Consider the following 24,288-nt stretch of genomic DNA (forward strand, 5'->3'; position numbering starts at 1 on the left):
AAGCGAATTAATTTCTTTTTACACTGCCAGCCTTGATGTGTAGTGTCATCAATCACTCTGCTACCGGGCATAATAAGATGAAACGGTAACAGGGCAATAAGCCAGTTTTATAGGGGGAAGGGGAATATGCTGAGTTATTTACAAAAGGTGGGACGCGCGCTGATGGTGCCAGTGGCGACGCTGCCTGCCGCCGCCATCCTGATGGGGGTAGGTTACTGGCTTGATCCGGACAGCTGGGGTGCCGGTAATGCGCTGGCTGCGCTGTTGATCAAATCAGGCGCAGCCATTATTGATAACATGTCAGTGCTGTTTGCGGTGGGTGTCGCTTATGGCCTGTCAAAAGATAAAGACGGTGCTGCCGCGTTGTCCGGCTTTGTCGGCTTTCTGGTGGTTACCACGCTCTGTTCACCCGCAGCGGTGGCGATGATTCAGAAGATTCCGGCAGAGCAAGTGCCCGCCGCCTTTGGCAAAATCAATAACCAGTTTGTCGGCATTCTGGTCGGTATTCTCTCGGCTGAAGTCTATAACCGGTTCAGCCATGTCGAGCTGCCGAAAGCGCTCTCCTTCTTCAGCGGACGGCGTCTGGTTCCCATTCTCGTCTCTTTCCTGATGATTCTGGTCGCCTTTATTCTGATGTATATCTGGCCGGTGATTTATGGTGGCCTGGTCGGCTTTGGCGAGCACATTCAGAAATTAGGTTCGGTGGGTGCGGGTATTTATGCCTTCTTTAACCGTCTGCTGATCCCGGTGGGGCTGCACCATGCGCTGAACTCAGTGTTCTGGTTTGACGTGGCTGGCATTAACGATATTCCGAAATTCCTGGGCGGCGCACAGTCGATTGCCAATGGCACCGGCATTGTGGGTATCACCGGTCGTTATCAGGCGGGCTTTTTCCCGGTCATGATGTTTGGTCTGCCTGGCGCAGCGCTGGCAATCTACCACTGCTCACGTCCGGAAAACCGCGCGAAAGTGGCCGGTATCATGCTGGCGGCAGCCTTTGCCTCTTTCTTTACCGGCATCACGGAACCGCTGGAATTCTCGTTCATGTTTGTGGCGCCGGTGCTCTATGTGCTCCACGCTATCCTGACCGGTATTTCGGTGTTTATTGCGGCCAGCATGCACTGGATTGCAGGTTTTGGCTTCAGCGCCGGCCTGGTGGATATGGTATTGTCAACGCGTAATCCGCTGGCAACGCAATGGTACATGCTGATTCCGCAGGGCATCGTCTTCTTTGCCATTTACTATCTGGTGTTCCGTTTTACTATTCAAAAGTTCAATCTGTTGACGCCGGGCCGTGAGCTGGCGGTAGCGGGTGATGAAAGTGACGGCTATAACGCGAATGTCGATCACAGCGGCGGCAAGGAAGGGGAAACTGAATCTCTGGCGCGTCGTTATATCAGCGCCGTTGGCGGTTCAGACAACCTGACCCAGATCGATGCCTGTATTACCCGTCTGCGCCTGAACGTGAACGATTCTGCGCAGGTAAACGAAAGCCTGGCGAAACGCCTGGGCGCATCGGGCGTGATTCGTCTGAACAAGCAGAGCGTGCAGATTATTGTCGGCACCCGGGCAGAAAGCATCGCTTCCGCCATGAAAAGCGTGCTGAGTAAAGGCCCGGTGGCTGCCGCTGCCGCCAGCCCCACCGCCACGCCTGCCGTGACGAAAGCGCCAGTCAGTACGGTCAGCAATAAAAAAGTGATCGCGACCCTGCTGGCACCGGTCAGTGGTGAGGTAGTGGCACTGGAGAGCGTGCCGGATGAGGCGTTTGCCAGCAAAGCTGTCGGGGATGGCCTGGCGATCAAGCCCACAGGAAAACATGTGGTCGCGCCGATTGCCGGTACTCTGGTGAAAATCTTCGCCACCAACCATGCATTTTGCCTGGAAACGGAGAATGGCGTGGAGATTGTGGTGCATATGGGACTCGACACCGTGGCGCTGGAAGGCAAAGGCTTCACGCGACTGGTGGAAGAGGGTGCAACCGTGGCGGCCGGTCAGGCGGTACTGGAGATGGATCTTGATTACCTCAATGCCCATGCCCGCTCCATGATCAGTCCGGTGGTGGTCAGCAACAGCGATGACTTTGCCGGTCTGACGCTGCTGGCCAGCGGCAACGTTGTGGCGGGGGAAACGCGTCTCTTCGAGGTAAAAGGCTAAACCACAGAAAGTGATTTACCCGGGCAGGAAGCGATTCCTGCCTTTTTTCTTTCTGTTCCCCCAACAATAGGTTGTTTCCCTGCATCGCTTTGTGGATCATAATCGGTTACCTGATGCTACAAATCACCAGCTATTCGTATTGAGGACTTTGAGATGAGTGAGGCTGAAGCCCGCCCAACTAACTTTATTCGTCAGATCATCGACGAAGATTTGGCGAGCGGCAAGCACAACAGCGTGCATACCCGTTTCCCGCCAGAGCCCAATGGCTACCTGCACATTGGTCATGCTAAATCGATCTGCCTGAATTTTGGCATTGCGCAAGATTATCAGGGAGAGTGCAATCTGCGCTTTGACGATACCAATCCGGTAAAAGAGGATATGGAGTTCGTCGAGTCAATCAAACGTGACGTGCAATGGCTGGGCTTTGAGTGGAGTGGTGAGGTACGTTATTCCTCAAACTATTTCGACCAACTCTATCATTACGCGATTGAGCTGATTCAGAAAGGACTGGCCTACGTTGATGAGCTGACCCCGGAAGAGATCCGTGAATATCGCGGCACGCTGACTGCGCCCGGCAAAAACAGCCCCTTCCGCGATCGCAGCGTAGAAGAGAATCTGGCGCTGTTTGAAAAGATGCGTGACGGCGGTTTCGCCGAGGGCAAAGCCTGTTTACGCGCGAAAATCGACATGGCGTCCAGCTTTATCGTGATGCGCGATCCGGTGCTTTACCGCATTAAATTTGCCGAACATCACCAGACCGGGAACAAGTGGTGCATCTATCCGATGTATGACTTCACCCACTGCATTTCCGATGCGCTGGAAGGGATAACCCATTCGCTCTGTACGCTGGAGTTCCAGGATAACCGTCGTCTGTACGACTGGGTGCTGGATAATATCACTATTCCGGTACATCCGCGTCAGTATGAATTTTCGCGTCTGAATCTCGAATATGCCGTGATGTCAAAGCGCAAGCTGACACAGCTGGTGAACGAGAAGGTGGTGGAAGGCTGGGACGATCCGCGCATGCTGACCGTCTCCGGTTTACGTCGTCGCGGCTATACCGCTGCTTCCATTCGTGAGTTCTGTCGCCGCATTGGCGTGACCAAACAGGACAACATTGTCGAAATGGCCTCGCTGGAGTCGTGCATTCGTGACGACCTGAACGAAAACGCGCCGCGCGCCATGGCGGTGCTGGATCCGCTGAAAGTGGTGATTGAGAACCTGCCCGCCGGGCATAATGAGATCATCACCATGCCGAACCATCCCAACAAACCGGAGATGGGTACGCGCGAGGTGCCGTTCAGCCGTGAAGTCTGGATCGATCGTGCGGATTTTCGTGAAGAAGCCAACAAGCAGTACAAGCGTCTGGTGCTGGGTAAAGAGGTGCGGTTACGCAATGCCTATGTTATCCGCGCGGAGCGTGTGGCGAAAGATGAACAGGGCAATATCACCTGCATCTACTGTACCTGTGATGTGGATACCCTGAGCAAGGATCCAGCCGACGGTCGCAAGGTCAAAGGGGTTATCCATTGGGTATCGGCGATTCATGCGCAGCCAGCGGAATTCCGTCTTTACGATCGTCTGTTCAGCGTACCCAATCCGGGTGCCGCAGAAGATTTTCTGACCACCATTAACCCGCAATCGCTGGAAATCAAACAGGGCTTTGTCGAGCCGGGCCTGCGTAACGCTGACGCCAGCCAGCCCTATCAGTTTGAGCGTGAAGGCTATTTCTGCGCGGACAGCGTCTATTCCACGCCGTCCAGCCTGGTGTTTAACCGCACCGTAGGCCTGCGCGATACCTGGGCGAAAATCGGCGACTGACAGGCGGATGACCGTTTCACTTTAAGGGCGAGCTGTCGCCCTTTTTTATTGCCCGGCTGCAGGATATCTCTGATTTTTTGTCCACTGATGCCAGGGGTGAGATCCTGGTAACAAAGTGGTAAATCGTTTACAGTAGTTAATTAATTCAACAATATTAATCTGTTTTTTCAGGTAGGATATTCGTTCCCAAACCAAGCATAGCGGGTAGTAAGAGAAAGAAAATGATGAGCCTTGCCCAGGAAGCCAGAAACAGTGTGGTGGTATTACATCAGCTTATCGAAAGAATTTTCAATAGTGCTGATAACAGTGATGATAGTTTCGATCTGTTCCTTTCCTCTTTTCATCCTGACTTTAAAATGGTGACGCCGCATGGAAAGCAACTCAACCTGAACGAGACCGAAGCGCTGTTTCGTCAGCTGCATGGCCAGCGGGAAGGGGCACGTATCGCCACCAGTGAGCATGTTGTGATTTCTCAGCATGAGCAGGAGATAACGATTCAGTACCGCGAATTACTGATGATGAATGGGGTTAACAAGAGCTGTTTATCCCTCGCTATTCTGGATTGCACAACTGCGGTGCCGCGCTGGCGCTTCTTGCAGGAGACCCTGATCGCTGACGCGCAGGTATAAAAAAACCGGTGAGCGATCACCGGCTTATTTGTGATTACTGCATAGCACACTTATTTATCGTGGAGCGTCTCGTCTTCGCGGCAGTCTCCCAGCGCACAGTGCCCGTAGAGATAGAGGCTGTGGTTGGTGAGCTTGATACCGTGGCGCGTCGCAATTTCACGTTGGCGGGTTTCGATCGATTCGTCACTGAATTCGATGACCTTGCCGCAGTCGAGGCAGATCAGGTGATCATGATGTTGCTGCTGGGTCAGTTCGAATACGGACTTACCGCCTTCAAAGTTATGACGCGTGACAATTCCGGCATCATCAAACTGGTTCAGAACACGGTAAACCGTTGCCAGACCAATCTCTTCGCCCATATCAATCAGACGCTTATACAAATCTTCCGCACTGACATGATGGCCCTCGGGTTCCTGAAGCACTTCCAGAATTTTCAGTCTGGGCAGCGTGACTTTCAGGCCAGCCTTTTTTAATGCGGAGTTGTTGTCAGTCATGCAGATATTGTCCTGTTACTTTACTGGTCACTTTGCGGCGCAGAGCCCTGAATATCGGTCGACGCGAATCTTATTTGCGTCTCATTATAGAACTGAAGCATCGAAATGAAAACCGAGGGGGAAGCCTGTCACTCTCATGCTCAGCACGGGAAAAAACCGCTATGCTGGCGCGGGCTAAGCAGGTATCTGTTAACATTTCGTTCAACCTCATCTCTTCAATCAGAAGAATAAGTGGCTGACCGATGCGGGTATTCTACAGATTTGGCGGTAAAAGTTAAAAACTCGTCCCTATTATTTTTATAGAGAATTCCGTCGTCTCAATGTGAGGTGGGGCTCACATTGAGACAAGATGGATCAGGCTTCGAGAATTTCTTTCAACTGCAGCTCGTTGAAAATCTGGTTAACCCATTTTTCTACGCGCTCGTTGGTTAATTCAGGCTGGCGGTCTTCATCAATCGCCAGACCGAGGAAATGGTCATCATCCGCCAGGCCTTTTGAGGCTTCAAAATGATAACCGGCGGTAGGCCAGTGTCCGACGATCACCGCACCGTTCGGTTCGATAATGTCGCGAATCGTGCCCATCGCGTCACAGAAATATTCTGCATAATCTTCCTGATCGCCGCAGCCAAACAGGGCAACCAGTTTGCCATTAAAGTCGATCTCTTCCAGCGTAGGGAAAAAATCATCCCAGTCGCACTGGGCTTCGCCATAGTACCAGGTGGGGATACCCAGCAGCAGAATGTCGAACGCTTCAAGATCCTCTTTGGTGCTTTTGGCAATGTCATGCACTTCAGCAACATCTTTACCCAGTTGTTTCTGGATCATTTTTGCAATGTTTTCGGTGTTGCCGGTATCGCTGCCAAAGAAGATGCCTACGATTGCCATGGGTAAAATAACCTCTTGAATCCAAATAAACAGATGGGTGTTTAGTGTACACAGATACGCGAATGATAGCAGACGACGGTAAGGGGCGGAACTCGTAAAGCCGCTACTTTTGTCGCTGCGTGCGCTTTGGGCTGTTTCAGCCGAGATTAAGTTGCGCGAGGATCATTTGTTCGATCAATTCGCTGCGACTCATATTCCGTTGCTCAGCCAGCTGGTTAAGCGCCTCAACGGCCTCGCTGTTCATTTTAAGCTCGACACGGCGTAACCCGCGCACTTTGTCACGTTTCAGTTGATTGCGTTTATTGATACGCAGCTGTTCATCGCGCGAAAGCGGACTGGTTTTTGGGCGACCGGGACGACGTTCATCAGCAAAGAGATCGAGCGTCGTGCGGTCCGTGTGTTCTTTTGCCATGGCTTCGTGAAACTGAGTGGGCGCGAATGGCGAAAACGCACTGCGCGGCTTATGAATTATCGGCGTTTACCCTGTTTAAATCGACAGCGGTAAAATTTTAGCGCGCCATCATACTCCAGGGAAGCAGATGACGCCAATCCTAAACGCAGCCGGCAAGCTTTTGCTTTTAAAGCGCAAAAAATCGCCGCACCGCACGTAATACCGCGTCCGGTTTTTCAGCATGTACCCAGTGACCCGCGCCGCTAATCACATGCGCATGGGCCTGCGGAAACTGACGCAGCAGCGCATCACGGTACTGATTATCAAGGTAACCGGAATCGCCGCCGCGGATAAACAAGGCCGGGTGGGGCCAGGCGGGCACCGTTTCCCAGCCGGAGATGGTGCGATAATTCTCCCACAGCGCCGGCACATTAAAGCGCCAGGCTCCTTCGTGAAAGGATTTCAGGATAAACTGAATAACGCCCTCTTCCCGGATATAGTCGCGCATCACCTGCGCCGCCGCACTGCGCTGCTGCACGCCAGCCGCAGTGACCGCCCTGACCGCCGCAAAGATATCGTCATGGCGGCGCGTGTTGTAATCCACCGGCGCAATATCGATCATCACCAGCCGCTCAATACGCTCAGGTGCCAGCGCGCTCAGGGTCATGGCAATTTTTCCGCCCATGGAATGACCAATCACCGCCACTTTATCGATACTGTGCGCGTCCAGCGTCTCCAGCATATCCTGCGCCATAACAGGATAGTTCATCTCCTGCGCATGCGGCGATAAACCGTGATTGCGGACATCCACCTGAATCAGCGGACGATCGTTTTTCAACCCACGCGCCAGTACGCCCAGATTATCCAGGCTGCCAAACAGGCCGTGAATCAACAAAATAGGCAGAGAATCAGCAGCAGATTGCTCAGTTTGCAGACGGGCATTCAAAATCATGGCAAAGTTCTTACGGTTGTAACCTGAGCTTAGGTTATCATGAATTCACGTTTCCGGGGGATGTCGGCTGGCATTAGGACATATTCTGACTTTTGCCCTTAAATAGCCCTGGCGCTATCGGCCTCCCGGGATTTAACTTTATAATCCTTATGTTAGAACCCGCTCACACTTTCTCTGGCCCGGCTCTGCTAAGGCTTAATCAGAAAATGCGTGGTTCTGTCACCCGCGAGAACCGTACGGAAAAAAATGAAAACGATCGAAGTTGACGAAGAGCTTTACCGCTATATTGCCAGCCATACTCAGCACATTGGCGAAAGCGCATCTGATATCTTGCGGCGGATGTTGAAGTTTACCGCCGGTCAGAGCCCCACGAAAGCGGCAACTGCCGCGGCCGCGAGCGCTACGGTGAAAGAGGAACAGCCTGCTCCCGCTGAACCACGCCCACAGGATCGGGTACGGGCGGTGCGCGAACTGTTGCTCTCTGACGAGTATGCCGAGCAGAAAAAAGCGGTAAATCGCTTTATGCTGATTTTGTCAACTTTGTATCGTCTTGACCCGCAGGCGTTTGCTGACGCGACGGCAGCACTACAGGGCAGAACGCGCGTCTATTTTGCGGGCGATGAACATACGCTGTTGCAGCATGGCACCCATACCAAGCCGAAGCATGTCCCCGGCACACCGTACTGGGTGATCACTAACACCAATACCGGTCGCAAATGCAGCATGGTAGAGCACATTATGCTGTCTATGCAGTTCCCGCAGGAGCTGACGGATAAAGTTTGCGGCACCATTTAACTGAAGCGTCAGGGAGAAGCGCCAATGGCCAATCACCCCCGTGCCGGGCAACCCGCCCGGCAGAGCGATTTGATTAACGTTGCACAATTAACCTCACAATACTATGTCCTGAAGCCCGACGTGGCGAACCCGGAACATGCGGTGAAATTTGGCACTTCAGGCCATCGCGGTAGCGCAGGACGACAGAGCTTCAACGAAATGCATATTCTGGCCATCGCCCAGGCGATTGCGGAAGAGCGTCACAAGAATGGCATTACCGGTCCCTGCTACGTGGGTAAAGATACCCATGCGCTCTCGGAACCGGCGATCCTGTCGGTGCTGGAAGTGCTGGCCGCTAACGGTGTTGACGTTATCGTACAGCTGGATAATGGCTACACGCCAACCCCGGCCATATCCAACGCTATTCTGGAGCATAACAAACAGGGCGGTGCGCTGGCGGACGGTATTGTGATCACGCCGTCACACAACCCGCCGGAAGATGGCGGCATTAAATACAATCCTCCCAATGGCGGCCCGGCAGATACTAACGTCACGAAAGTGGTGGAAGATCGTGCTAACCAACTGATGAAAGACGGGCTGAAAGAGGTGAAACGTCTGCCGCTGGATCAGGCCTGGGCAAGCGGTCATATTCAGGAAAAAGATCTGATTCAACCCTATGTGGAAGGGCTGGCGCAGGTGATCGATTTCCCGGCCATCCAGAAAGCAGGCCTGAAAATTGGCGTCGATCCGCTCGGCGGCTCCGGCATGGCCTACTGGCAACGAATTGCTGAGCACTATCAGCTCGATATCACCATCGTCAACGACGCTATTGATCAAACCTTCCGCTTTATGCATCTGGATAAAGATGGCGTGGTGCGCATGGACTGCTCGTCTGAGTGCGCGATGGCAGGTCTGCTGGCGCTGCGTGATAAATTCGATCTGGCCTTCGGCAACGATCCCGACTATGACCGTCACGGTATCGTGACGCCCGCGGGACTGATGAACCCGAACCACTACCTGGCGGTGGCGATTAACTACCTGTTCCAGCATCGTCCGCAGTGGGGCAGTGAAGTGGCAGTGGGTAAAACCCTGGTTTCCAGCGCCATGATAGACCGTGTGGTGAAGGATATCGGCCGCAAGCTGGTTGAAGTGCCGGTGGGCTTTAAATGGTTTGTGGATGGCCTGTACGACGGCAGCTTTGGCTTTGGCGGCGAAGAGAGCGCTGGCGCCTCCTTCCTGCGCTTCGACGGCACCCCCTGGTCAACGGACAAAGATGGCATCATTCTCTGTCTGCTGGCGGCGGAGATCACCGCCGTAACCGGTAAAAACCCGCAACAGCACTATGATGAGCTGGCCGGGCGTTTTGGTGCGCCAAGCTACAACCGCTTGCAGGCTGCTGCCACTTCAGCGCAAAAAGCGGCGCTTTCTAAGCTGTCGCCGGAGATGGTCAGCGCGGACACCCTGGCGGGTGATCCTATTACGGCACGCCTGACGGCAGCGCCGGGCAATGGCGCTGCCATCGGTGGCCTGAAAGTGATGACGGAAAATGGCTGGTTTGCTGCCCGTCCGTCAGGCACGGAAGACGCCTACAAAATCTACTGTGAAAGCTTCCTGGGCGCCGAGCACCGCGCGCAGATTGAAAAAGAAGCGGTAGAGATCGTCAGTGAAGTGTTGAAAAACGCCTGATTCTGAATCTGCGATAAACAGGGCGCCTGCGGGCGCCCTTTTTTATTGCCAGCTTAAAACCCTGTCCTGCGGGCGTGGTCATCAATACGTTTTGGCTCTGCCTTATCGTCTCTGGATTTGAATCTTACGGAACAGGCAGAGACTTCTTTTTAAGGTTTTTGGTACCCCCCTATGGGATACAATCAAAGCCGCCTTCTATGAAGGCGGATTTTTACTGGCTGACCTTCCTGTTTGGTGAATATTTGCACAATATTGCGTTGCTGCGCTGTAATCGATCGGCTTTTCCGTTACACTTAAACTTCTACAAACTTTCAAAGGTTGTACAAGTATGAGCGAGAAAATTCCGGTAGGAATCAGTGCATGCCTGCTCGGGGATAACGTCAGGTTCGATGGTGGTCATAAGCGTTTCGCCTTCGCCACCGACGAGCTCGCCCCTTTTGTGCGCTATGAACCTGTTTGTCCTGAAATGGCGATTGGCTTGCCGACGCCGCGTCCGGCGCTGCGACTGGTGCAGGAGGCGGACCAGCAGGTCCAGCTCTGCTTCAGCAAAACGGGTGACGAAGCGGTCACCGATCAGATGCAGGCGTGGTCGGCATCACGGGTTAAATCGTTGCATCATCTTTGCGGCTATATTCTCTGCGCCAAATCCCCCAGCTGCGGCATGGAGCGGGTGCGTGTGTATGAGCCTGGCGGGAATAACAACCGTAAAGTGGGCATGGGCATTTTTACCCGGGCGCTGCGTGAGGAAATACCCTGGCTGCCGCTGGAAGAGAATGGCCGCTTACAGGATCCGTTGATTCGCGAAAATTTCATCATCCGTATCTGCGCCCTGCATGAGTTCAATCAGCTGTGGCGGCAGGGACTCACCCCCGGCGCGCTGCTGACCTTTCATACCCGCTATAAGCTGCTGCTGCTTTCCCACTCGCAGGAGGCATATCGCGAGCTGGGTCGCTTTGTGGCAGCGATGCAGCAGTGGGACTCGCTGGACGCCTGGGCATTTGAATACCGTCAGCGCCTGATGCAGCTGCTGGCCCACCAGGCCACGCGACGCAATCACACTAATGTGCTGATGCATGTGCAGGGCTATTTCCGTCATCAGTTGACCCGTGCGCAGCGTCAGGAGCTGACGCAGCTTATCGATCGTTATCGTCGGGGTCTGCAGCCGCTGCTGGTCCCGATCACCATGCTGAAACATTATATGGCGGCGTTTCCTGATCCCTGGCTGGCGCAACAGCGCTATTTCGACCCTTATCCGGAAGCGCTGCGTCTGCGCTATGGGCAGTAGGTGATAAGCGATTGATGAGCACGCATGTTGTCTGGCTACGTAACGATTTACGCATTAACGATAATCTGGCGCTGTACGCTGCCTGTCAGGACTCGGGAGCGCAGGTGCTGGCGCTCTATATCGCCACGCCGGGCCAGTGGCGGCAACACAATATGGCAGCGAAACAGGCGACGTTTATTTATTGCAGCCTGCAACAGCTGCAGGAGGCGCTGGCCAGCCGCGGTATTCCGCTGTACTGCCTGGCGTGCCATGATTTTCGCGCTGCCGTAGATGCACTCAGCGACTTTTGCCGGCAGCACCGTGTCGATGCGTTGTTTTATAACTATCAGTATGAAATCAACGAACGGGAACGGGATGCGCTGGCAGAGCGCATTCTGGATACGCAGGGGATAATTTGTCAGGGCTTCGATGACAGCCTGCTGTTGCCGCCCGGCAGCGTACGCACCGGCAATAACGCAATGTACAAAGTATTTACGCCGTTCAGTAAAGCCTTTATCCGCCGTCTGCAACAGGAGCTGCCAGCGTGCGTCCCCGCGCCGAAGCCGCGTCCGGGCGCGCCTTTACCGCTCTGGGAGAGCATTCCGGCGTTCGATTATCCGCAGGAAGCCTTTGATGAAGATCTGTTTCCTCCGGGGGAAACGGGAGCACTGCAACGCCTGCGTCACTTCAGTCAGCAGCCGGTAACCCGTTACGCCAGCGATCGCGATAACCCTGCCGTGGAGGGCACCAGTCGGTTGTCGGTCTATCTGGCAACAGGCGTACTCTCGCCGCGTCAGTGCCTGCACCGGCTCCTGAAAGAACACCCTGATGCGCTGGCGCAGGGCAGCGCTTTCAACTGGCTGTCAGAGCTGATCTGGCGCGAGTTTTACCGCCACCTGCTGGTCGCCTGGCCAGCGCTCTGCAGGCACCAGCCCTTTATCCCCTGGACACGACATATTGCCTGGCAGCAGAACGAAGCGCATCTGCAGGCGTGGAAAACGGGGCAAACCGGCTATCCGATAGTGGATGCGGCGATGCGCCAGCTGAACCAGACTGGCTGGATGCACAACCGGCTGCGTATGATCAGCGCCAGTTTTCTGGTGAAGGATCTGCTGATTGACTGGCACGAAGGCGAGCGCTACTTCATGCAGCGCCTGATCGACGGCGATTTTGCCGCCAACAACGGCGGCTGGCAGTGGGCGGCATCCACTGGCACCGATGCGGCACCCTATTTTCGCATCTTTAATCCCACTACCCAGGGTGAACGCTTCGACAGCGCAGGCGTCTTTATTCGACGCTGGCTACCGGAACTGCATGCGGTGCCGGATAGCGCCATCCATCAGCCGCAGCTCTGGGCAAAGAAAAATAACCAGAGGCTCGATTATCCTCAGCCAATTGTGGAACATAAGGCAGCCCGACAAAAAACGCTGGAAGCTTTCGAGCGAGCACGTAATATCGGCTGAGGCTTTCACGGAGGAGTTATGAATAATTTTGAGCTTGAACAGATTGTTAATCAGCAGCTGAACAGCGGCAGCTTTAGTGATTACGCCCCTAACGGCCTGCAGGTGGAGGGGCGTGAACAGGTCACCCACATTATCACCGGCGTCACCGCCAACCAGGCGCTGCTGGATGAGGCGGTAAAGCGTAACGCCGATGCGGTGATGGTGCATCACGGCTACTTCTGGAAAAACGAGGCGCCGGTGATTAAAGGGATGAAACGCAACCGGCTGCGCACTCTGCTGGCAAATGATATTAACCTCTACGGCTGGCACTTACCGCTCGATGCCCATCCGCAGCTCGGCAACAATGCTCAGTTGGCTAAGCTGCTGGACATTGAGGTGCGCGGCGAAGTGATGCCGCTGGTGCTCTGGGGCGAGCTGGCCGAGCCGGTCACTGGCGAAGCGTTTGCCCGGCGCATTGCGCAGCGGCTGGGGCGCGAGCCGCTGCACTGTGGTGATAACGCACCGGCGCAGATTCGGCGTCTTGCCTGGTGCAGCGGTGGCGGGCAGGGCTTTATTGATAATGCGGCCGCCTTTGGCGTTGATGCCTTTATCACCGGCGAAGTCTCGGAACAGACCATCCACAGCGCGCGTGAACAGGGAGTGCATTTCTTCGCCGCTGGACACCACGCCACGGAGCGTGGCGGTATCAAAGCGCTGGGTGACTGGCTGGCTGAACACTATGCCCTCGACGTCACCTTTATCGATATCCCCAATCCTGCCTGATTTTTCCGCAACCCCTTCCTCCGCAGCCTGTGGAGGAAGTAAATCTGTTGACACAACTCTGTCACTTTCGCATAACTAAATGCTTCATGAGTAATGCTTATGCATTCAGGCGAGAAGATGACCTTCGCCTTTCAGGTGTCAGTTGACGCATAACGGAGGTTGGTTTTGCAACGAGCACGTTGTTATCTGCTGGGTGAGCGGGCTGTGGTCCTGGAGCTGGAACCGCCCGTTTCTTTGATCAGTCAGCAGCGTATATGGGGGGTGTGCGAACGGCTGCAAACCAATCCAGAAGTCCTGGAAGCGATCCCGGGCATGAATAATCTGACGCTGTTGCTGCGCGATCCGCAGCACAAGGCGCTGGATGCAATTGAACGCCTGCAGCGCTGGTGGGAAGAGAGCGAGGCGCAACTGCCGGTGTCACGTCAGGTGACGATACCGGTGATTTATGGCGGCGACGCCGGGCCCGATCTCCTCTGGGTTGCGGAGCAGGCACAGATGACGCCGCAGCAGGTCGTGGAACTGCACAGCAGTAGCGAATATGACGTCTATTTTATCGGCTTCCAGCCCGGTTTTCCCTACCTGGGCGGCCTGGATGCGCGCCTTCATATGCCACGGCGAGCGGAACCGCGCCTCAGCGTGCCCGCGGGCTCGGTGGGCATTGGTGGCAGCCAGACCGGGGTCTATCCGCTGGCGACGCCCGGCGGCTGGCAACTGATCGGCCAGACGCCGCTTGCGCTGTTTGATCCGTATCAGGAACCGCCGACCGTGCTGCGTCCCGGCGATAAAGTGCGCTTTGTGCCGCAGAAGGAGGGCGTATGTTAACAGTTTTACGGGCGGGACTGGCCAGCAGCGTTCAGGACCTGGGGCGCAAAGGCTGGCGTCAGTATGGCATCGGCTTAAGCGGGGTGCTGGATGCCCCTTCCATGCAAACTGCCAACTTACTGGTGGGCAATGCGCCCGACAGCGCGGTGCTGGAGATCGTGCTCGGGCAGTTCAAAGTGCAGTTTGAACGTGACGGCTGGATCGCCCTGACCGGCGCGGGCTGCAACGCCGAGCTGGATGGCAAAGCGGTGTGGACCGGCTGGCGACTACCGGTCAGACGTGGGCAAACGCTTTCGCTTTCGATGCCGGTACGCGGCATGCGCAGTTATCTGGCGGTGGATGGCGGTTTTGACGTGCCTTTACTGCTGGGATCACGCAGTACCGATTTAAAAGCGGGTTTTGGCGGCTGGCAGGGACGTAAGCTGCAGGATGGCGATCGGTTGCCGCTCGGAGAGCCAGTGCGCGCCTTCACAAAGCCCGCAGGGGTGCGTCAGCTGCTTTGGGGCAACCGCATCCGTACCTTACCGGGGCCGGAGTACAGCGAGTTCAGCCGCGAAGCGCAGGAGGCGTTCTGGCGTACCAGCTGGACGCTGAGTCCCCAGAGCAATCGCATGGGCTATCGGTTGCAGGGACGTGAACTGAAGCGCACCCATAACCGGGAATTGCTGTCTCACGGCCTGGTACCTGGCGTCATCCAGGTGCCGCCTAACGGCCAGCCCATTGTGCTGATGTCCGATGCGCAGACCACCGGCGGTTATCCGCGTATTGCCTGCGTGATCGAAGCCGATCTCTACCATCTTGCTCAGATCCGTCTGGGCGATCCGATTCATTTTGTCCACTGTACGCTGGAAGAGGCGATGCAGGCGAAACTGTATCAACAGCGTGCACTGGATCATATGGCGTGGGGACTGAGTCATGAAGATTGATCTGAATGCCGATCTGGGCGAAGGCAGCGGCAGCGATCGCGCGCTGCTGCAGCTGGTCAGCTCGGCTAATATCGCCTGCGGTTTCCATGCTGGCGACGCGCAAACCATGCTGCAGTCGGTGCGCTGGGCAAAAGAGAACGGGGTGGCTATCGGCGCGCATCCCGGCTTTCCCGATCGGGAAAACTTTGGCCGCACCGCGATGCAGCTGCCGACCGAAACCCTGTATGCCCAGGTTATTTATCAGATCGGGGCGCTGAAAAGCCTGGCGGAGAGCGAAGGGGTTGTGCTGGTGCATGTAAAGCCGCACGGTATGCTCTATAACCAGGCGGCGGCCGATGCGCAGCTGGCCGATACTATTGCGCGTGCGGTCAGGGCGGTTGACCCGCAACTGATCCTGGTGGGTCTGGCGAACAGTGAATTGATCCGGGCCGGTGAGCATTACGGGCTGGCGACGCGTCAGGAAGTGTTTGCCGATCGCGGCTATCAGGCGAGTGGCGCGCTGGTGCCGCGCGGTCAGCCAGGGGCGCTGATCGACAACGAAGAACAGGCCATTGCGCAGACGCTGAGCATGGTAGAGCAGGGCCAGGTAGAGAGCGTGAGCGGGGAGTGGGTCAGGGTTAAGGCGCAAACCGTTTGTCTGCATGGCGACGGTGAACATGCGCTGCTGTTCGCCCGCCGTTTGCGTGAGGCGTTTACCACCCGTCAGATTACCGTAACCAGCGCGTAGTTTTGATGTTTACCCGGCCCGGTGCCGGGCTTTTTATTTCTGACGAGAGGAAAAGATGGATAACGTTGTAAATCTCTGGCCGCTGCTGGGCATTGTCGCCATTGTGGTCGGTTTCCTGTTACGTTTTAATCCGGTGCTGGTGGTGATCGCCGCCGGGTTTGTTACCGGTCTCGCCGCGCAAATGCCGCTGGGGGATATTCTGGAAAAGCTGGGGGCCGGCTTTCTCAATACCCGTAACCTGCCGTTGATCCTGTTGCTGCCGCTGGCGGTAATCGGTCTGCTGGAGCGTCACGGTCTGAAGGAGCGCGCACAGGCGTGGATTGCTCAGATTAAAACCGCCACCGCAGGACGACTGCTGATCGTTTATCTGTTTGTGCGTGAAATCACCGCCGCACTGGGGCTGACCAGCCTGGGCGGTCATCCGCAAATGGTGCGCCCGTTGCTGGCGCCAATGGCCGAAGGGGCGACAGAAAACCGTTACGGTGAGGTCACGCCAGAAGTGCGCCATCGCCTGCGTGCTATGTCCGCCGCCACTGATAACGTCGGGCTGTTTTTCGGCGAAGACATTTTCGTCGCCTTCGGGGCGATCATCTTTATGCATAACTTTATGCAGGAGTCGGCGGGGATTCAGACCGAGCCGCTGCATATCGCCGTCTGGGGCATCCCCACCGCACTGTGTGCCTTTGTGATTCATGCTGCGCGCCTGATGCGCCTTGACCGTAAGCTGGCGCGTGAGCTCAGCACATTGAATCATCAGGCACTGAAAGCGAAAGGGGAGCAATAATGTTTCAGCAACAATATCTGATGTGGCTGGCGGGCCTGATCCTGCTGGTGGTTGCCATCCTTTCCTGGCGTGACAGCGCTAACCCGCGTCGCTTCACCACCGGGCTGTTCTGGGCGCTGTATGGTCTGATTTTCTTTATTAGCGACGGGACGGCGCAATGGCTGAGCGGTTTCACCGCATCGCCTGAACAGGCGGTACGCACCCTGCATATTATCGTCGGCATTATGGTGGTGCTTATGGCGCTGATCGCCGGACTGGGCGGGGTTAAGCTCGGACGCTATCACCAGCGCAGCGAGAAGGAGCGTAAGGCGAGCGCCCAACGCTTGCACAATAAGCTGTTTCTGCCTGCGCTGACCATTCCTGTTGTCACGGTGATTGGCGTGCTGGCGTTTAACCATATTCCGGGCTTACAGACTGCCGTGTTTGGCGCGGGCAACCACTCGACACTGGTGACGCTCTTTTCCATGATGGTTGGCTGTCTGCTGGCCTGGCTGTTAACGCTGAAAATGACGCACGAGCATCCGATCCAGTCGATGCAGGAGACGCGCCGCCTGCTGGATTCTATCGGCTGGGCATTTATCCTGCCGCAGATCCTCGCCACGCTTGGCCTGCTGTTTACCAGCGCCGGCGTCGGCAGCGCCATCTCTTATCTGACGGAAACCTGGCTGGCGGTAGATAACCGCTTTGTTGCCGTGGCAGTGTATGCCGTTGGCATGGCACTGCTGACCATGGTGATGGGCAATGCCTTTGCCGCGTTCCCCATCGTGACGGCAGGGGTCGGCATCCCCATTCTGGTGATGCAGCATGACGGCAATCCGGCGGTTATGGCCGCGATCGGCATGTTCTCCGGCTACTGCGGTACGCTGATGACGCCGATGGCCGCCAACTTCAACATCGTGCCCGCCGCGCTGCTGGAGCTGCCGGATCGTAACGCGGTGATCAAAGCGCAGGTGCCGACCGGTGTGCTACTGTTAGTGGTCAATATCTTCCTGCTTTATTTCCTGATGTTCCTGTGAGGATACAATGAAAACTGTTCTGGTCACGGCCTTTGAGCCTTTTGGCGGCGAGGCGATTAACCCCTCCTGGGAAGCGGTCCGACAGCTGGAGGATAAAGTGATCGGTGGGGCGCGCGTTGTGGTGTGCCAGCTGCCGGTCGTGTTTGGTCATGCGCTGGAAGTGCTGTGGCAGGCGATGGATGAGTTACAACCGCAGCTGATTATCGCGGTGGGCCAGGCGGGAGGCCGTAGCGATATCACCGTTGAACGTGTGGCGATCAACGTGGATGATGCACGTATTCCTGATAATCAGGGTTATCAGCCCGTGGATGAGCGTATTGTTGCTGACGGCCCGGCTGCGTACTTTTCGACGCTGCCGATCAAAGCTATCGTGGCAGCGGTACGTGACGCGGGCATCCCCGCTTCCGTCTCGCAAACTGCCGGTACCTTTGCCTGCAACCATGTGATGTATGGCTTGCTGCATCGTCTGCACAACAGCCGCGCGCTGGCACGTGGCGGCTTTATTCATATCCCTTATCTGCCTGAACAGGCGGCACATCATCCGGGCGCGCCGAGCATGGCAGCGGAAAATGTGGTACAGGCACTGGCGATTGCGATACGCGTCGCGCTGGAGAGGGATCAGGATGTGCGCCTGCCCGGCGGGGCGACCCATTAAGCGGAGCCACTATGCCTGAGGGACCGGAGATCCGCCGTGCGGCGGATCAGCTGGAAAACGCGATTGTCGGCAAACCGCTCACGGAGGTCTGGTTTGCCTTTCCACAGTTGAAAAATTATGAAGCCGGGCTGGTGGGCGAGCAGGTGACAGCTATCGAAACCCGGGGCAAAGCGCTGCTGACCCATTTCTCTACCGGCCAGACGCTTTACAGCCACAATCAGCTGTATGGCGTCTGGCGCATTGTTCCCAGCGGCACCCTGCCGGAGACGCAGCGCGTATTGCGCGTCAGACTGGCGGCGGCAGATCAGACCATTTTGCTCTACAGCGCCTCGGATATCATGATGCTGAATGCGGAGACGCTGGCGGCTCACCCGTTCCTGCAGCGCGTCGGCCCCGACGTGCTCGACAACAGCCTGAGCGTGGAGGATGTACACGCGCGGCTGTTATCGCCAGTGTTTCGACGGCGTCAGCTGAGCGGTCTGCTGCTCGATCAGGCGTTTCTTGCCGGGCTGGGTAACTATCTGCGGGTAGAGATTCTCTGGCAGGCGCAGCTGTCGCCGCGCCATAAGCCACAGGCGCTGGATGAAGTACAACTGACGCGACTCAGTGATGCGTTGCTGGCGATACCACGCCGTTCTTATCAGTTGCGTGGCACCATGAAAGGCTATCATCACGCGGCCGCCTTTCGCTTTGAAGTATTTCATCGCCAGGGAAAAGCGTGTCGACGCTGCGGCAGTACCATTGAAAAAGGCACTTTGTCCTCACGGCCCTTTTACTGGTGTCCCGGCTGCCAGCACTGATCGACAGCCATAAAAAAAGGCGGGCAAGCCCGCCTTTTCATCACATTATCTGAAACTATTTTTTCAAATCGGAGGTGAATTCGCGCTCCGTGTAGCCGGTATACAGCTGACGCGGACGGGCGATCTTCATGCCTTCGTCGTGCATCTCTTTCCAGTGTGCAATCCAGCCCACGGTACGCGCCATGGCAAAAATCACGGTGAACATGGAGGAGGGGATACCCATCGCTTTCAGAATAATACCAGAGTAGAAATCGACGTTCGGGTAGAGTTTACGCTCGATAAAGTAGGGGTCGTTCAGCGCAATGTGTTCCAGCTCCATCGCCACTTCCAGCAGGTCATCCTTCATGCCCAGCTCGTTCAGCACTTCATGGCAGGTTTCACGCATCACGGTGGCGCGCGGATCGTAGTTTTTGTAGACGCGGTGACCAAAGCCCATCAGACGGAAAGAGTCATTTTTGTCTTTGGCGCGGCGTACAAATTCCGGAATATGCTCAACGGTGCTGATCTCTTCCAGCATACGCAGGGTCGCTTCGTTCGCGCCGCCATGCGCCGGTCCCCACAGGGAGGCGATGCCCGCAGCGATACAGGCGAAGGGGTTAGCGCCTGAAGAGCCCGCAGTACGTACGGTAGAGGTCGACGCGTTCTGCTCGTGATCCGCATGCAGAATCAGAATACGGTCCATGGCGCGTTCCAGGATCGGGTTAACTTTGTACTCTTCGCACGGGGTAGCGAACATCATATGCAGGAAGTTACCGGCATAAGAGAGGTCATTGCGCGGATAAACAAACGGCTGACCGATAGAGTACTTGTAACACATCGCGGCCATGGTCGGCATTTTGGAGAGCAGGCGGAAGGCGGCAATTTCACGGTGACGCTCAACATTCACGTCCAGCGAATCATGGTAGAACGCAGCCAGCGCGCCGGTCACGCCGCACATCACCGCCATCGGATGTGAGTCGCGACGGAAGCCATGGAACAGACGGGTAATCTGCTCATGAATCATGGTGTGGCGCGTTACCGTGGTACGAAACTCATCAAACTGCGCCTGGGTGGGTTTTTCGCCGTACAGCAGGATATAGCACACTTCCAGATAATTGGAGTGAGTCGCCAGCTGATCGATAGGGTAGCCACGGTGCAGCAGAATACCTTCCTCACCGTCAATAAAGGTGATTTTAGATTCACAGGAGGCCGTAGAGGTAAAACCAGGATCGAAGGTAAACAGGCCTTTTGAGCCAAGGGCGCGAACATCAACAACATCCTGGCCTAATGTGCCTTGCAGCACGTCCAGTTCAACAGGTGCTTCGCCTTGTAGGGTTAGCGTTACTTTTTTATCTGCCATTTTCGTCTCCTTAGCGCCTTCGTAGGTAAAGATCTTAGACACCTGAAAAGCGTTCATGTTGCGTATCGCCAAAACCTAACAGCTTCACTCTGCGGTAACTTTTTGCGTGCAGGATACAGAGTGGCAGGTGCGTCAAGGCAAGTAATCATCAAGGCATGACATGCTGCAAATCGCGGTTGTTAAAGATCTGGTCGAGTCATAACTTGTTGGTAACCAATAACCTGATGCTTTTGGTCGCTCACAAATGCAATGTTACATAACTTGAGCGTAGGGGAAAGTGTATCCCCATAACTTTTGTGCATCATAGGGGTTTAGTGCGTCTGTTTGTAACCGAATTGTTTAACTTTTGTCAAATCAGATAATTAAATTTGTAGAAAATGTGAAAAACGTGAGAGGGATCACTGATTCACTTAAATGTGCCCAAAGGGTTTGTAGGGGAATTGTAATAGGAATGTGATCCTCTTATACTGCCGCCAGGTCTCCGGAATTCCCTGACACCAGGAGCCACCCAGCGTTTCTTACCGCGTCAATTAACACTGGATGTTGCTGTTTTGGTGACGGTTACAGTTCGACCACAACCGTGTTCTTACTGCGCCCTCAGGACCGGAGGAAGCAAAATAAAGAAAAGAGCTGTGTGGGCAAAACCGTGAAAAAACAACGACCTGTCAACTTGGATCTCACGACGATCCGGTTTCCCGTTACTGCAATATCGTCCATTCTCCACCGTGTCACCGGCGTTATCACCCTCGTTGCTGTAGGCATTCTGCTCTGGTTGCTGGGCTTATCGCTCTCTTCTCCTGAAGGCTTTCTGCAGGCCGCTGCCATCATGGACAGCTTCTTCGTCAAATTTATCATGTGGGGCATTCTCACCGCGCTGGCGTTCCATACCGTGGGCGGCATTCGTCATATGATGATGGACTTCGGCTTTCTGGCGGAAACGATGGACGTGGGAAGACGTTCTGCATATCTATCTTTTGTTATTACTGTCGTGCTTTCAATTTTGGCTGGAGTCCTTGTATGGTAAGCAATAATGCTACTGCACTGGGACGCAATGGCATTCAGGACTGGCTGCTGCTGCGTGCTTCTGCAATTCTGATTACGCTTTATGCGCTCTACATTCTCGGCTTTGTCGTCATGACCGACACGCTGACCTATGAGATCTGGCGCGGTTTTTTCGCTTCTTCGTTCACCAAAGTGTTTACCCTGCTGACGCTGTTCTCCATTCTGATTCATGGCTGGATTGGGATGTGGCAAGTGCTGACAGACTACGTCAAACATCTTGCGGTGCGCCTGATCGTACAGCTGGTGATTGTGGTCGCGTTACTGGCCTTTGCTATTTATGGAACTGTTGTTGTGTGGGGTGTGTAAATGAATTTGCCAGTCAGAGAATTTGATGCGGTAGTGATCGGTGCTGGCGGCGCAGGTATGCGTGCCGCACTGCAAATCTCCCAGGCGGGCCAGAGCTGCGCCCTGCTATCAAAAGTGTTTCCTACCCGTTCCCATACCGTCTCTGCCCAGGGCGGTATTACCGTTGCGCTGGGTAATACCCATGAAGACAACTGGGAATGGCATATGTACGACACCGTCAAAGGTTCCGACTATATCGGTGACCAGGACGCGATCGAGTATATGTGTAAAACCGGCCCGGAAGCGATTCTGGAGCTGGAGCATATGGGTCTGCCTTTCTCCCGTCTTGAGGATGGTCGCGTTTATCAGCGTCCGTTCGGCGGTCAGTCGAAAAATTTTGGTGGCGAACAGGCGGCGCGTACTGCGGCGGCTGCGGACCGTACCGGTCACGCCCTGCTGCATACCCTGTATCAGCAGAACCTGAAAAACAAAACCACGATTTTCTCCGAATGGTACGCCCTTGACCTGGTGAAAAATCAGGATGGCGCCATTGTGGGCTGTACCGCAATCAGCATTGAAACCGGCGAAACCGTCTATTTCAAAGCCAAAGCGACCGTGCTGGCTACGGGCGGCGCTGGTCGTATCTACCAGTCCACCACGAATGCACACATCAATACCGGCGACGGTGTCGGCATGGCGCTGCGTGCCGGCGTGCCGGTACAGGATATGGAAATGTGGCAGTTCCACCCGACCGGGATTGCCGGGGCGGGCGTGCTGGTTACCGAAGGCTGCCGTGGTGAAGGCGGTTATCTGCTGAACAAGCACGGCGAGCGCTTTATGGAGCGTTACGCGCCGAACGCCAAAGATCTGGCGGGCCGCGATGTGGTTGCCCGTTCCATGATGATTGAAATCCGTGAAGGCCGCGGATGTGATGGCCCGTGGGGTCCGCACATCAAGCTGAAACTGGACCACCTGGGCAAAGAGGTGCTGGAGTCACGTCTGCCGGGTATTCTGGAACTGTCGCGCACTTTCGCGCACGCCGATCCGGTGAAAGAGCCGATTCCGGTTATCCCGACCTGTCACTATATGATGGGCGGTATTCCGACCAAAGTGACCGGTCAGGCGCTGCGCGTGAATGCGCAGGGTGAAGATGAAGTGATCCCGGGCCTGTTTGCTGTCGGTGAAATTGCCTGCGTATCGGTGCACGGCGCTAACCGTCTCGGCGGTAACTCCCTGCTTGACCTGGTGGTATTTGGTCGTGCGGCGGGTCTGCATCTGCAGGAATCTATTCAGGAGCAGGGCGCGCTGCGTGACGCCACGCCGGAAGAGATCGATGCGGCCATGGCGCGTTTCAACCGCTGGGAAAACAACACCACCGGCGAAGACCCGGTTGAAATTCGTAAGGCGCTGCAGCGCTGCATGCAGAACAACTTCTCGGTATTCCGTGAAGGCGACGCTATGGCACAGGGCCTGGAAGAACTGAAACAGATCCGCGAGCGTCTGAAATCTGCCCGTCTTGATGACCGTTCTCCGGACTTCAACACCCAGCGTATCGAATGTCTGGAGCTGGATAATCTTATGGAAACCGCTTATGCCACAGCGGTGGCGGCAAACTTCCGTACGGAAAGTCGCGGCGCGCACAGCCGCTTCGACTACCCGGAACGTGATGATGCAAACTGGCTGTGCCACAGTCTCTATCTGCCGCAAACGGAGAGCATGACACGCCGCGAGGTGAACATGCAGCCGAAATTGCGCGCGGCCTTCCCGCCGAAAGTGCGTACCTATTAATTAGCGGAGAGAGCGACCATGAGACTCGAATTTTCCATTTATCGTTATAACCCGGAAGTGGACGCCGCGCCGCGTATGCAGGACTACACCCTGGAAGCGGAAGACGGACGTGACATGATGCTGCTGGACGCGCTGATTCGCCTGAAAGAGAAAGATCCGACGCTGGCGTTTCGTCGCTCCTGCCGTGAGGGCGTCTGTGGTTCAGATGGCCTGAACATGAACGGGAAAAACGGCCTGGCCTGTATTACCCCGGTGTCAGCGCTGGGCAACGGCAAACAGAAAATTGTTATCCGCCCGCTGCCGGGTCTGCCGGTTATCCGCGACCTGGTGGTGGATATGGGACAATTTTATGCGCAGTATGAGAAGATCAAACCTTACCTGTTGAATAACGGGGAAAACCCACCGGCGCGTGAGCATCTGCAAACGCCGGCGCAGCGTGAGCATCTGGATGGCTTGTACGAGTGCATTCTCTGTGCCTGCTGTTCCACCTCATGCCCGTCGTTCTGGTGGAATCCGGACAAATTTATTGGTCCGGCCGGTTTGCTGGCTGCCTACCGTTTCCTGATCGACAGTCGTGATACAGAAACTGAAGCACGTCTCGATAATATGAGTGATGCTTTCAGTGTATTCCGCTGTCACAGCATTATGAACTGTGTGAGCGTATGTCCGAAAGGGCTGAACCCGACACGCGCCATTGGCCATATCAAGTCGATGTTGCTGCAGCGCGGGGCGTAACACGTTAACTGTCCGGGAACCGCCCTGGTTCCCGGATCTCGCTGGAAATCTCTGTAAGAATTGTCACTGTTCTC

Annotated in this window: 24 protein-coding genes; 19 read left to right on the plus strand and 5 right to left on the minus strand. The window is 55.5% G+C overall.

Annotation, left to right across the window (positions count from 1 at the left end):
- Nucleotides 1-126: 126 nt before the first annotated feature.
- The 3 genes from nagE (at nucleotide 127) to E0E17_RS12650 (ending at nucleotide 4,604) form a co-directional block, all read left to right on the plus strand.
- Nucleotides 127-2,154 carry an N-acetylglucosamine-specific PTS transporter subunit IIBC gene (gene nagE, locus E0E17_RS12640; protein WP_130834395.1) on the plus strand — a complete coding sequence of 676 codons (2,028 nt, stop codon included), beginning with the start codon at nucleotides 127-129 and terminating at the stop codon, nucleotides 2,152-2,154.
- 153 nt (nucleotides 2,155-2,307) lie between these two features.
- Nucleotides 2,308-3,975, plus strand: coding sequence for a glutamine--tRNA ligase (glnS, locus tag E0E17_RS12645; protein WP_130834396.1), 1,668 nt, complete (start codon nucleotides 2,308-2,310; stop codon nucleotides 3,973-3,975).
- A 221-nt stretch (nucleotides 3,976-4,196) separates the two neighbouring features.
- Nucleotides 4,197-4,604: a hypothetical protein gene (locus E0E17_RS12650; RefSeq protein WP_130834397.1), complete on the plus strand. Its 408-nt coding sequence runs from the start codon at nucleotides 4,197-4,199 to the stop codon at nucleotides 4,602-4,604.
- 50 nt (nucleotides 4,605-4,654) lie between these two features.
- On the opposite strand, the gene fur is transcribed toward E0E17_RS12650, so the two are convergent.
- The 4 genes from fur to ybfF all read right to left on the minus strand — a co-directional run bounded on the left by fur (nucleotide 4,655) and on the right by ybfF (nucleotide 7,326).
- On the minus strand, nucleotides 4,655-5,098 hold the full coding sequence (gene fur / locus E0E17_RS12655) for a ferric iron uptake transcriptional regulator (RefSeq protein ID WP_130834398.1): 444 nt from the start codon (nucleotides 5,096-5,098) through the stop codon (nucleotides 4,655-4,657).
- A gap of 354 nt (nucleotides 5,099-5,452) precedes the next feature.
- Nucleotides 5,453-5,983, minus strand: a complete 531-nt coding sequence (gene fldA, locus E0E17_RS12660) for a flavodoxin FldA (protein ID WP_130834399.1) — start codon at nucleotides 5,981-5,983, stop codon at nucleotides 5,453-5,455.
- Nucleotides 5,984-6,119: 136 nt separating this feature from the next.
- Nucleotides 6,120-6,395, minus strand: coding sequence for a LexA regulated protein (gene ybfE / locus E0E17_RS12665; protein WP_130834400.1), 276 nt, complete (start codon nucleotides 6,393-6,395; stop codon nucleotides 6,120-6,122).
- A gap of 166 nt (nucleotides 6,396-6,561) precedes the next feature.
- Nucleotides 6,562-7,326 (minus strand): esterase, encoded by a 765-nt coding sequence (gene ybfF / locus E0E17_RS12670; RefSeq protein ID WP_130834401.1) that lies wholly within the window; start codon nucleotides 7,324-7,326, stop codon nucleotides 6,562-6,564.
- A 246-nt stretch (nucleotides 7,327-7,572) separates the two neighbouring features.
- On the opposite strand from ybfF, the gene seqA reads away from it, so the two are divergent.
- From seqA to nei, 12 genes are all read left to right on the plus strand, one after another.
- Nucleotides 7,573-8,121, plus strand: coding sequence for a replication initiation negative regulator SeqA (gene seqA, locus E0E17_RS12675; protein WP_130834402.1), 549 nt, complete (start codon nucleotides 7,573-7,575; stop codon nucleotides 8,119-8,121).
- A gap of 24 nt (nucleotides 8,122-8,145) precedes the next feature.
- Nucleotides 8,146-9,786, plus strand: coding sequence for a phosphoglucomutase (alpha-D-glucose-1,6-bisphosphate-dependent) (gene pgm, locus E0E17_RS12680; protein WP_130834403.1), 1,641 nt, complete (start codon nucleotides 8,146-8,148; stop codon nucleotides 9,784-9,786).
- Between the two features lie 328 nt (nucleotides 9,787-10,114).
- Complete coding sequence (locus tag E0E17_RS12685) at nucleotides 10,115-11,071, plus strand: YbgA family protein (protein WP_130834404.1); 957 nt, start codon at nucleotides 10,115-10,117, stop codon at nucleotides 11,069-11,071.
- 14 nt (nucleotides 11,072-11,085) lie between these two features.
- Nucleotides 11,086-12,513: a deoxyribodipyrimidine photo-lyase gene (phrB, locus tag E0E17_RS12690; RefSeq protein ID WP_130834405.1), complete on the plus strand. Its 1,428-nt coding sequence runs from the start codon at nucleotides 11,086-11,088 to the stop codon at nucleotides 12,511-12,513.
- 18 nt (nucleotides 12,514-12,531) lie between these two features.
- The gene (locus E0E17_RS12695; RefSeq protein WP_130834406.1) at nucleotides 12,532-13,275 is read left to right on the plus strand and encodes a type 2 GTP cyclohydrolase I; all 744 of its coding nucleotides are present in this window, start codon (nucleotides 12,532-12,534) and stop codon (nucleotides 13,273-13,275) included.
- A 165-nt stretch (nucleotides 13,276-13,440) separates the two neighbouring features.
- Nucleotides 13,441-14,097, plus strand: a complete 657-nt coding sequence (pxpB, locus tag E0E17_RS12700) for a 5-oxoprolinase subunit PxpB (protein WP_130834407.1) — start codon at nucleotides 13,441-13,443, stop codon at nucleotides 14,095-14,097.
- The gene (gene pxpC, locus E0E17_RS12705; protein WP_130834408.1) at nucleotides 14,091-15,023 is read left to right on the plus strand and encodes a 5-oxoprolinase subunit PxpC; all 933 of its coding nucleotides are present in this window, start codon (nucleotides 14,091-14,093) and stop codon (nucleotides 15,021-15,023) included. Before pxpB ends, pxpC begins: the two co-directional genes overlap by 7 nt.
- Nucleotides 15,013-15,750, plus strand: coding sequence for a 5-oxoprolinase subunit PxpA (gene pxpA / locus E0E17_RS12710; protein ID WP_130834409.1), 738 nt, complete (start codon nucleotides 15,013-15,015; stop codon nucleotides 15,748-15,750). The genes pxpC and pxpA overlap by 11 nt, the downstream gene beginning before the upstream one ends.
- A 55-nt stretch (nucleotides 15,751-15,805) precedes the next feature.
- Entirely contained in the window at nucleotides 15,806-16,534 is a 729-nt protein-coding gene (locus tag E0E17_RS12715) for a DUF969 domain-containing protein (protein ID WP_130834410.1), read from the plus strand.
- Complete coding sequence (locus E0E17_RS12720) at nucleotides 16,534-17,550, plus strand: DUF979 domain-containing protein (RefSeq protein WP_130834411.1); 1,017 nt, start codon at nucleotides 16,534-16,536, stop codon at nucleotides 17,548-17,550. The genes E0E17_RS12715 and E0E17_RS12720 overlap by 1 nt, the downstream gene beginning before the upstream one ends.
- A gap of 7 nt (nucleotides 17,551-17,557) precedes the next feature.
- Nucleotides 17,558-18,205: a pyroglutamyl-peptidase I gene (gene pcp, locus E0E17_RS12725; RefSeq protein WP_130834412.1), complete on the plus strand. Its 648-nt coding sequence runs from the start codon at nucleotides 17,558-17,560 to the stop codon at nucleotides 18,203-18,205.
- Nucleotides 18,206-18,216: 11 nt separating this feature from the next.
- A complete protein-coding gene (gene nei / locus E0E17_RS12730) occupies nucleotides 18,217-19,005 on the plus strand; it encodes an endonuclease VIII (protein ID WP_130834413.1) in 789 nt (262 codons plus the stop codon).
- 55 nt (nucleotides 19,006-19,060) lie between these two features.
- On the opposite strand, the gene E0E17_RS12735 is transcribed toward nei, so the two are convergent.
- Nucleotides 19,061-20,344 (minus strand): citrate synthase, encoded by a 1,284-nt coding sequence (locus E0E17_RS12735; protein ID WP_130834414.1) that lies wholly within the window; start codon nucleotides 20,342-20,344, stop codon nucleotides 19,061-19,063.
- Nucleotides 20,345-20,978: 634 nt separating this feature from the next.
- Between E0E17_RS12735 and sdhC the strand changes: the two genes are divergently transcribed.
- The 4 genes from sdhC to E0E17_RS12755 are packed head-to-tail and all read left to right on the plus strand — an operon-like array spanning nucleotide 20,979 to nucleotide 24,214.
- Nucleotides 20,979-21,368 carry a succinate dehydrogenase cytochrome b556 subunit gene (gene sdhC, locus E0E17_RS12740; protein ID WP_130834415.1) on the plus strand — a complete coding sequence of 130 codons (390 nt, stop codon included), beginning with the start codon at nucleotides 20,979-20,981 and terminating at the stop codon, nucleotides 21,366-21,368.
- Nucleotides 21,362-21,712: a succinate dehydrogenase membrane anchor subunit gene (gene sdhD, locus E0E17_RS12745; protein ID WP_130834416.1), complete on the plus strand. Its 351-nt coding sequence runs from the start codon at nucleotides 21,362-21,364 to the stop codon at nucleotides 21,710-21,712. Before sdhC ends, sdhD begins: the two co-directional genes overlap by 7 nt.
- On the plus strand, nucleotides 21,713-23,479 hold the full coding sequence (sdhA, locus tag E0E17_RS12750; RefSeq protein ID WP_130834417.1) for a succinate dehydrogenase flavoprotein subunit: 1,767 nt from the start codon (nucleotides 21,713-21,715) through the stop codon (nucleotides 23,477-23,479). It abuts the gene before it with no gap.
- Between the two features lie 18 nt (nucleotides 23,480-23,497).
- Complete coding sequence (locus E0E17_RS12755; protein WP_130834418.1) at nucleotides 23,498-24,214, plus strand: succinate dehydrogenase iron-sulfur subunit; 717 nt, start codon at nucleotides 23,498-23,500, stop codon at nucleotides 24,212-24,214.
- Nucleotides 24,215-24,288 lie beyond the last annotated feature (74 nt).

Origin of the sequence: [Erwinia] mediterraneensis (genome assembly GCF_900604315.1) — a bacterium.
Taxonomy (GTDB): Bacteria; Pseudomonadota; Gammaproteobacteria; order Enterobacterales; family Enterobacteriaceae; genus Pantoea; species Pantoea mediterraneensis_A.

What these genes read in the sequence shown, in the direction of transcription:
- nagE (WP_130834395.1), top strand. Translation starts at nt 127, where the DNA reads ATGCTGAGTTATTTACAAAAGGTGGGACGCGCGCTGATGGTGCCAGTG.
- glnS (WP_130834396.1), top strand. Translation starts at nt 2,308, where the DNA reads ATGAGTGAGGCTGAAGCCCGCCCAACTAACTTTATTCGTCAGATCATC.
- E0E17_RS12650 (WP_130834397.1), top strand. Translation starts at nt 4,197, where the DNA reads ATGATGAGCCTTGCCCAGGAAGCCAGAAACAGTGTGGTGGTATTACAT.
- fur (WP_130834398.1), bottom strand. Translation starts at nt 5,098, where the DNA reads ATGACTGACAACAACTCCGCATTAAAAAAGGCTGGCCTGAAAGTCACG.
- fldA (WP_130834399.1), bottom strand. Translation starts at nt 5,983, where the DNA reads ATGGCAATCGTAGGCATCTTCTTTGGCAGCGATACCGGCAACACCGAA.
- ybfE (WP_130834400.1), bottom strand. Translation starts at nt 6,395, where the DNA reads ATGGCAAAAGAACACACGGACCGCACGACGCTCGATCTCTTTGCTGAT.
- ybfF (WP_130834401.1), bottom strand. Translation starts at nt 7,326, where the DNA reads ATGATTTTGAATGCCCGTCTGCAAACTGAGCAATCTGCTGCTGATTCT.
- seqA (WP_130834402.1), top strand. Translation starts at nt 7,573, where the DNA reads ATGAAAACGATCGAAGTTGACGAAGAGCTTTACCGCTATATTGCCAGC.
- pgm (WP_130834403.1), top strand. Translation starts at nt 8,146, where the DNA reads ATGGCCAATCACCCCCGTGCCGGGCAACCCGCCCGGCAGAGCGATTTG.
- E0E17_RS12685 (WP_130834404.1), top strand. Translation starts at nt 10,115, where the DNA reads ATGAGCGAGAAAATTCCGGTAGGAATCAGTGCATGCCTGCTCGGGGAT.
- phrB (WP_130834405.1), top strand. Translation starts at nt 11,086, where the DNA reads ATGAGCACGCATGTTGTCTGGCTACGTAACGATTTACGCATTAACGAT.
- E0E17_RS12695 (WP_130834406.1), top strand. Translation starts at nt 12,532, where the DNA reads ATGAATAATTTTGAGCTTGAACAGATTGTTAATCAGCAGCTGAACAGC.
- pxpC (WP_130834408.1), top strand. Translation starts at nt 14,091, where the DNA reads ATGTTAACAGTTTTACGGGCGGGACTGGCCAGCAGCGTTCAGGACCTG.
- pxpA (WP_130834409.1), top strand. Translation starts at nt 15,013, where the DNA reads ATGAAGATTGATCTGAATGCCGATCTGGGCGAAGGCAGCGGCAGCGAT.
- E0E17_RS12715 (WP_130834410.1), top strand. Translation starts at nt 15,806, where the DNA reads ATGGATAACGTTGTAAATCTCTGGCCGCTGCTGGGCATTGTCGCCATT.
- E0E17_RS12720 (WP_130834411.1), top strand. Translation starts at nt 16,534, where the DNA reads ATGTTTCAGCAACAATATCTGATGTGGCTGGCGGGCCTGATCCTGCTG.
- pcp (WP_130834412.1), top strand. Translation starts at nt 17,558, where the DNA reads ATGAAAACTGTTCTGGTCACGGCCTTTGAGCCTTTTGGCGGCGAGGCG.
- nei (WP_130834413.1), top strand. Translation starts at nt 18,217, where the DNA reads ATGCCTGAGGGACCGGAGATCCGCCGTGCGGCGGATCAGCTGGAAAAC.
- E0E17_RS12735 (WP_130834414.1), bottom strand. Translation starts at nt 20,344, where the DNA reads ATGGCAGATAAAAAAGTAACGCTAACCCTACAAGGCGAAGCACCTGTT.
- sdhD (WP_130834416.1), top strand. Translation starts at nt 21,362, where the DNA reads ATGGTAAGCAATAATGCTACTGCACTGGGACGCAATGGCATTCAGGAC.
- sdhA (WP_130834417.1), top strand. Translation starts at nt 21,713, where the DNA reads ATGAATTTGCCAGTCAGAGAATTTGATGCGGTAGTGATCGGTGCTGGC.
- E0E17_RS12755 (WP_130834418.1), top strand. Translation starts at nt 23,498, where the DNA reads ATGAGACTCGAATTTTCCATTTATCGTTATAACCCGGAAGTGGACGCC.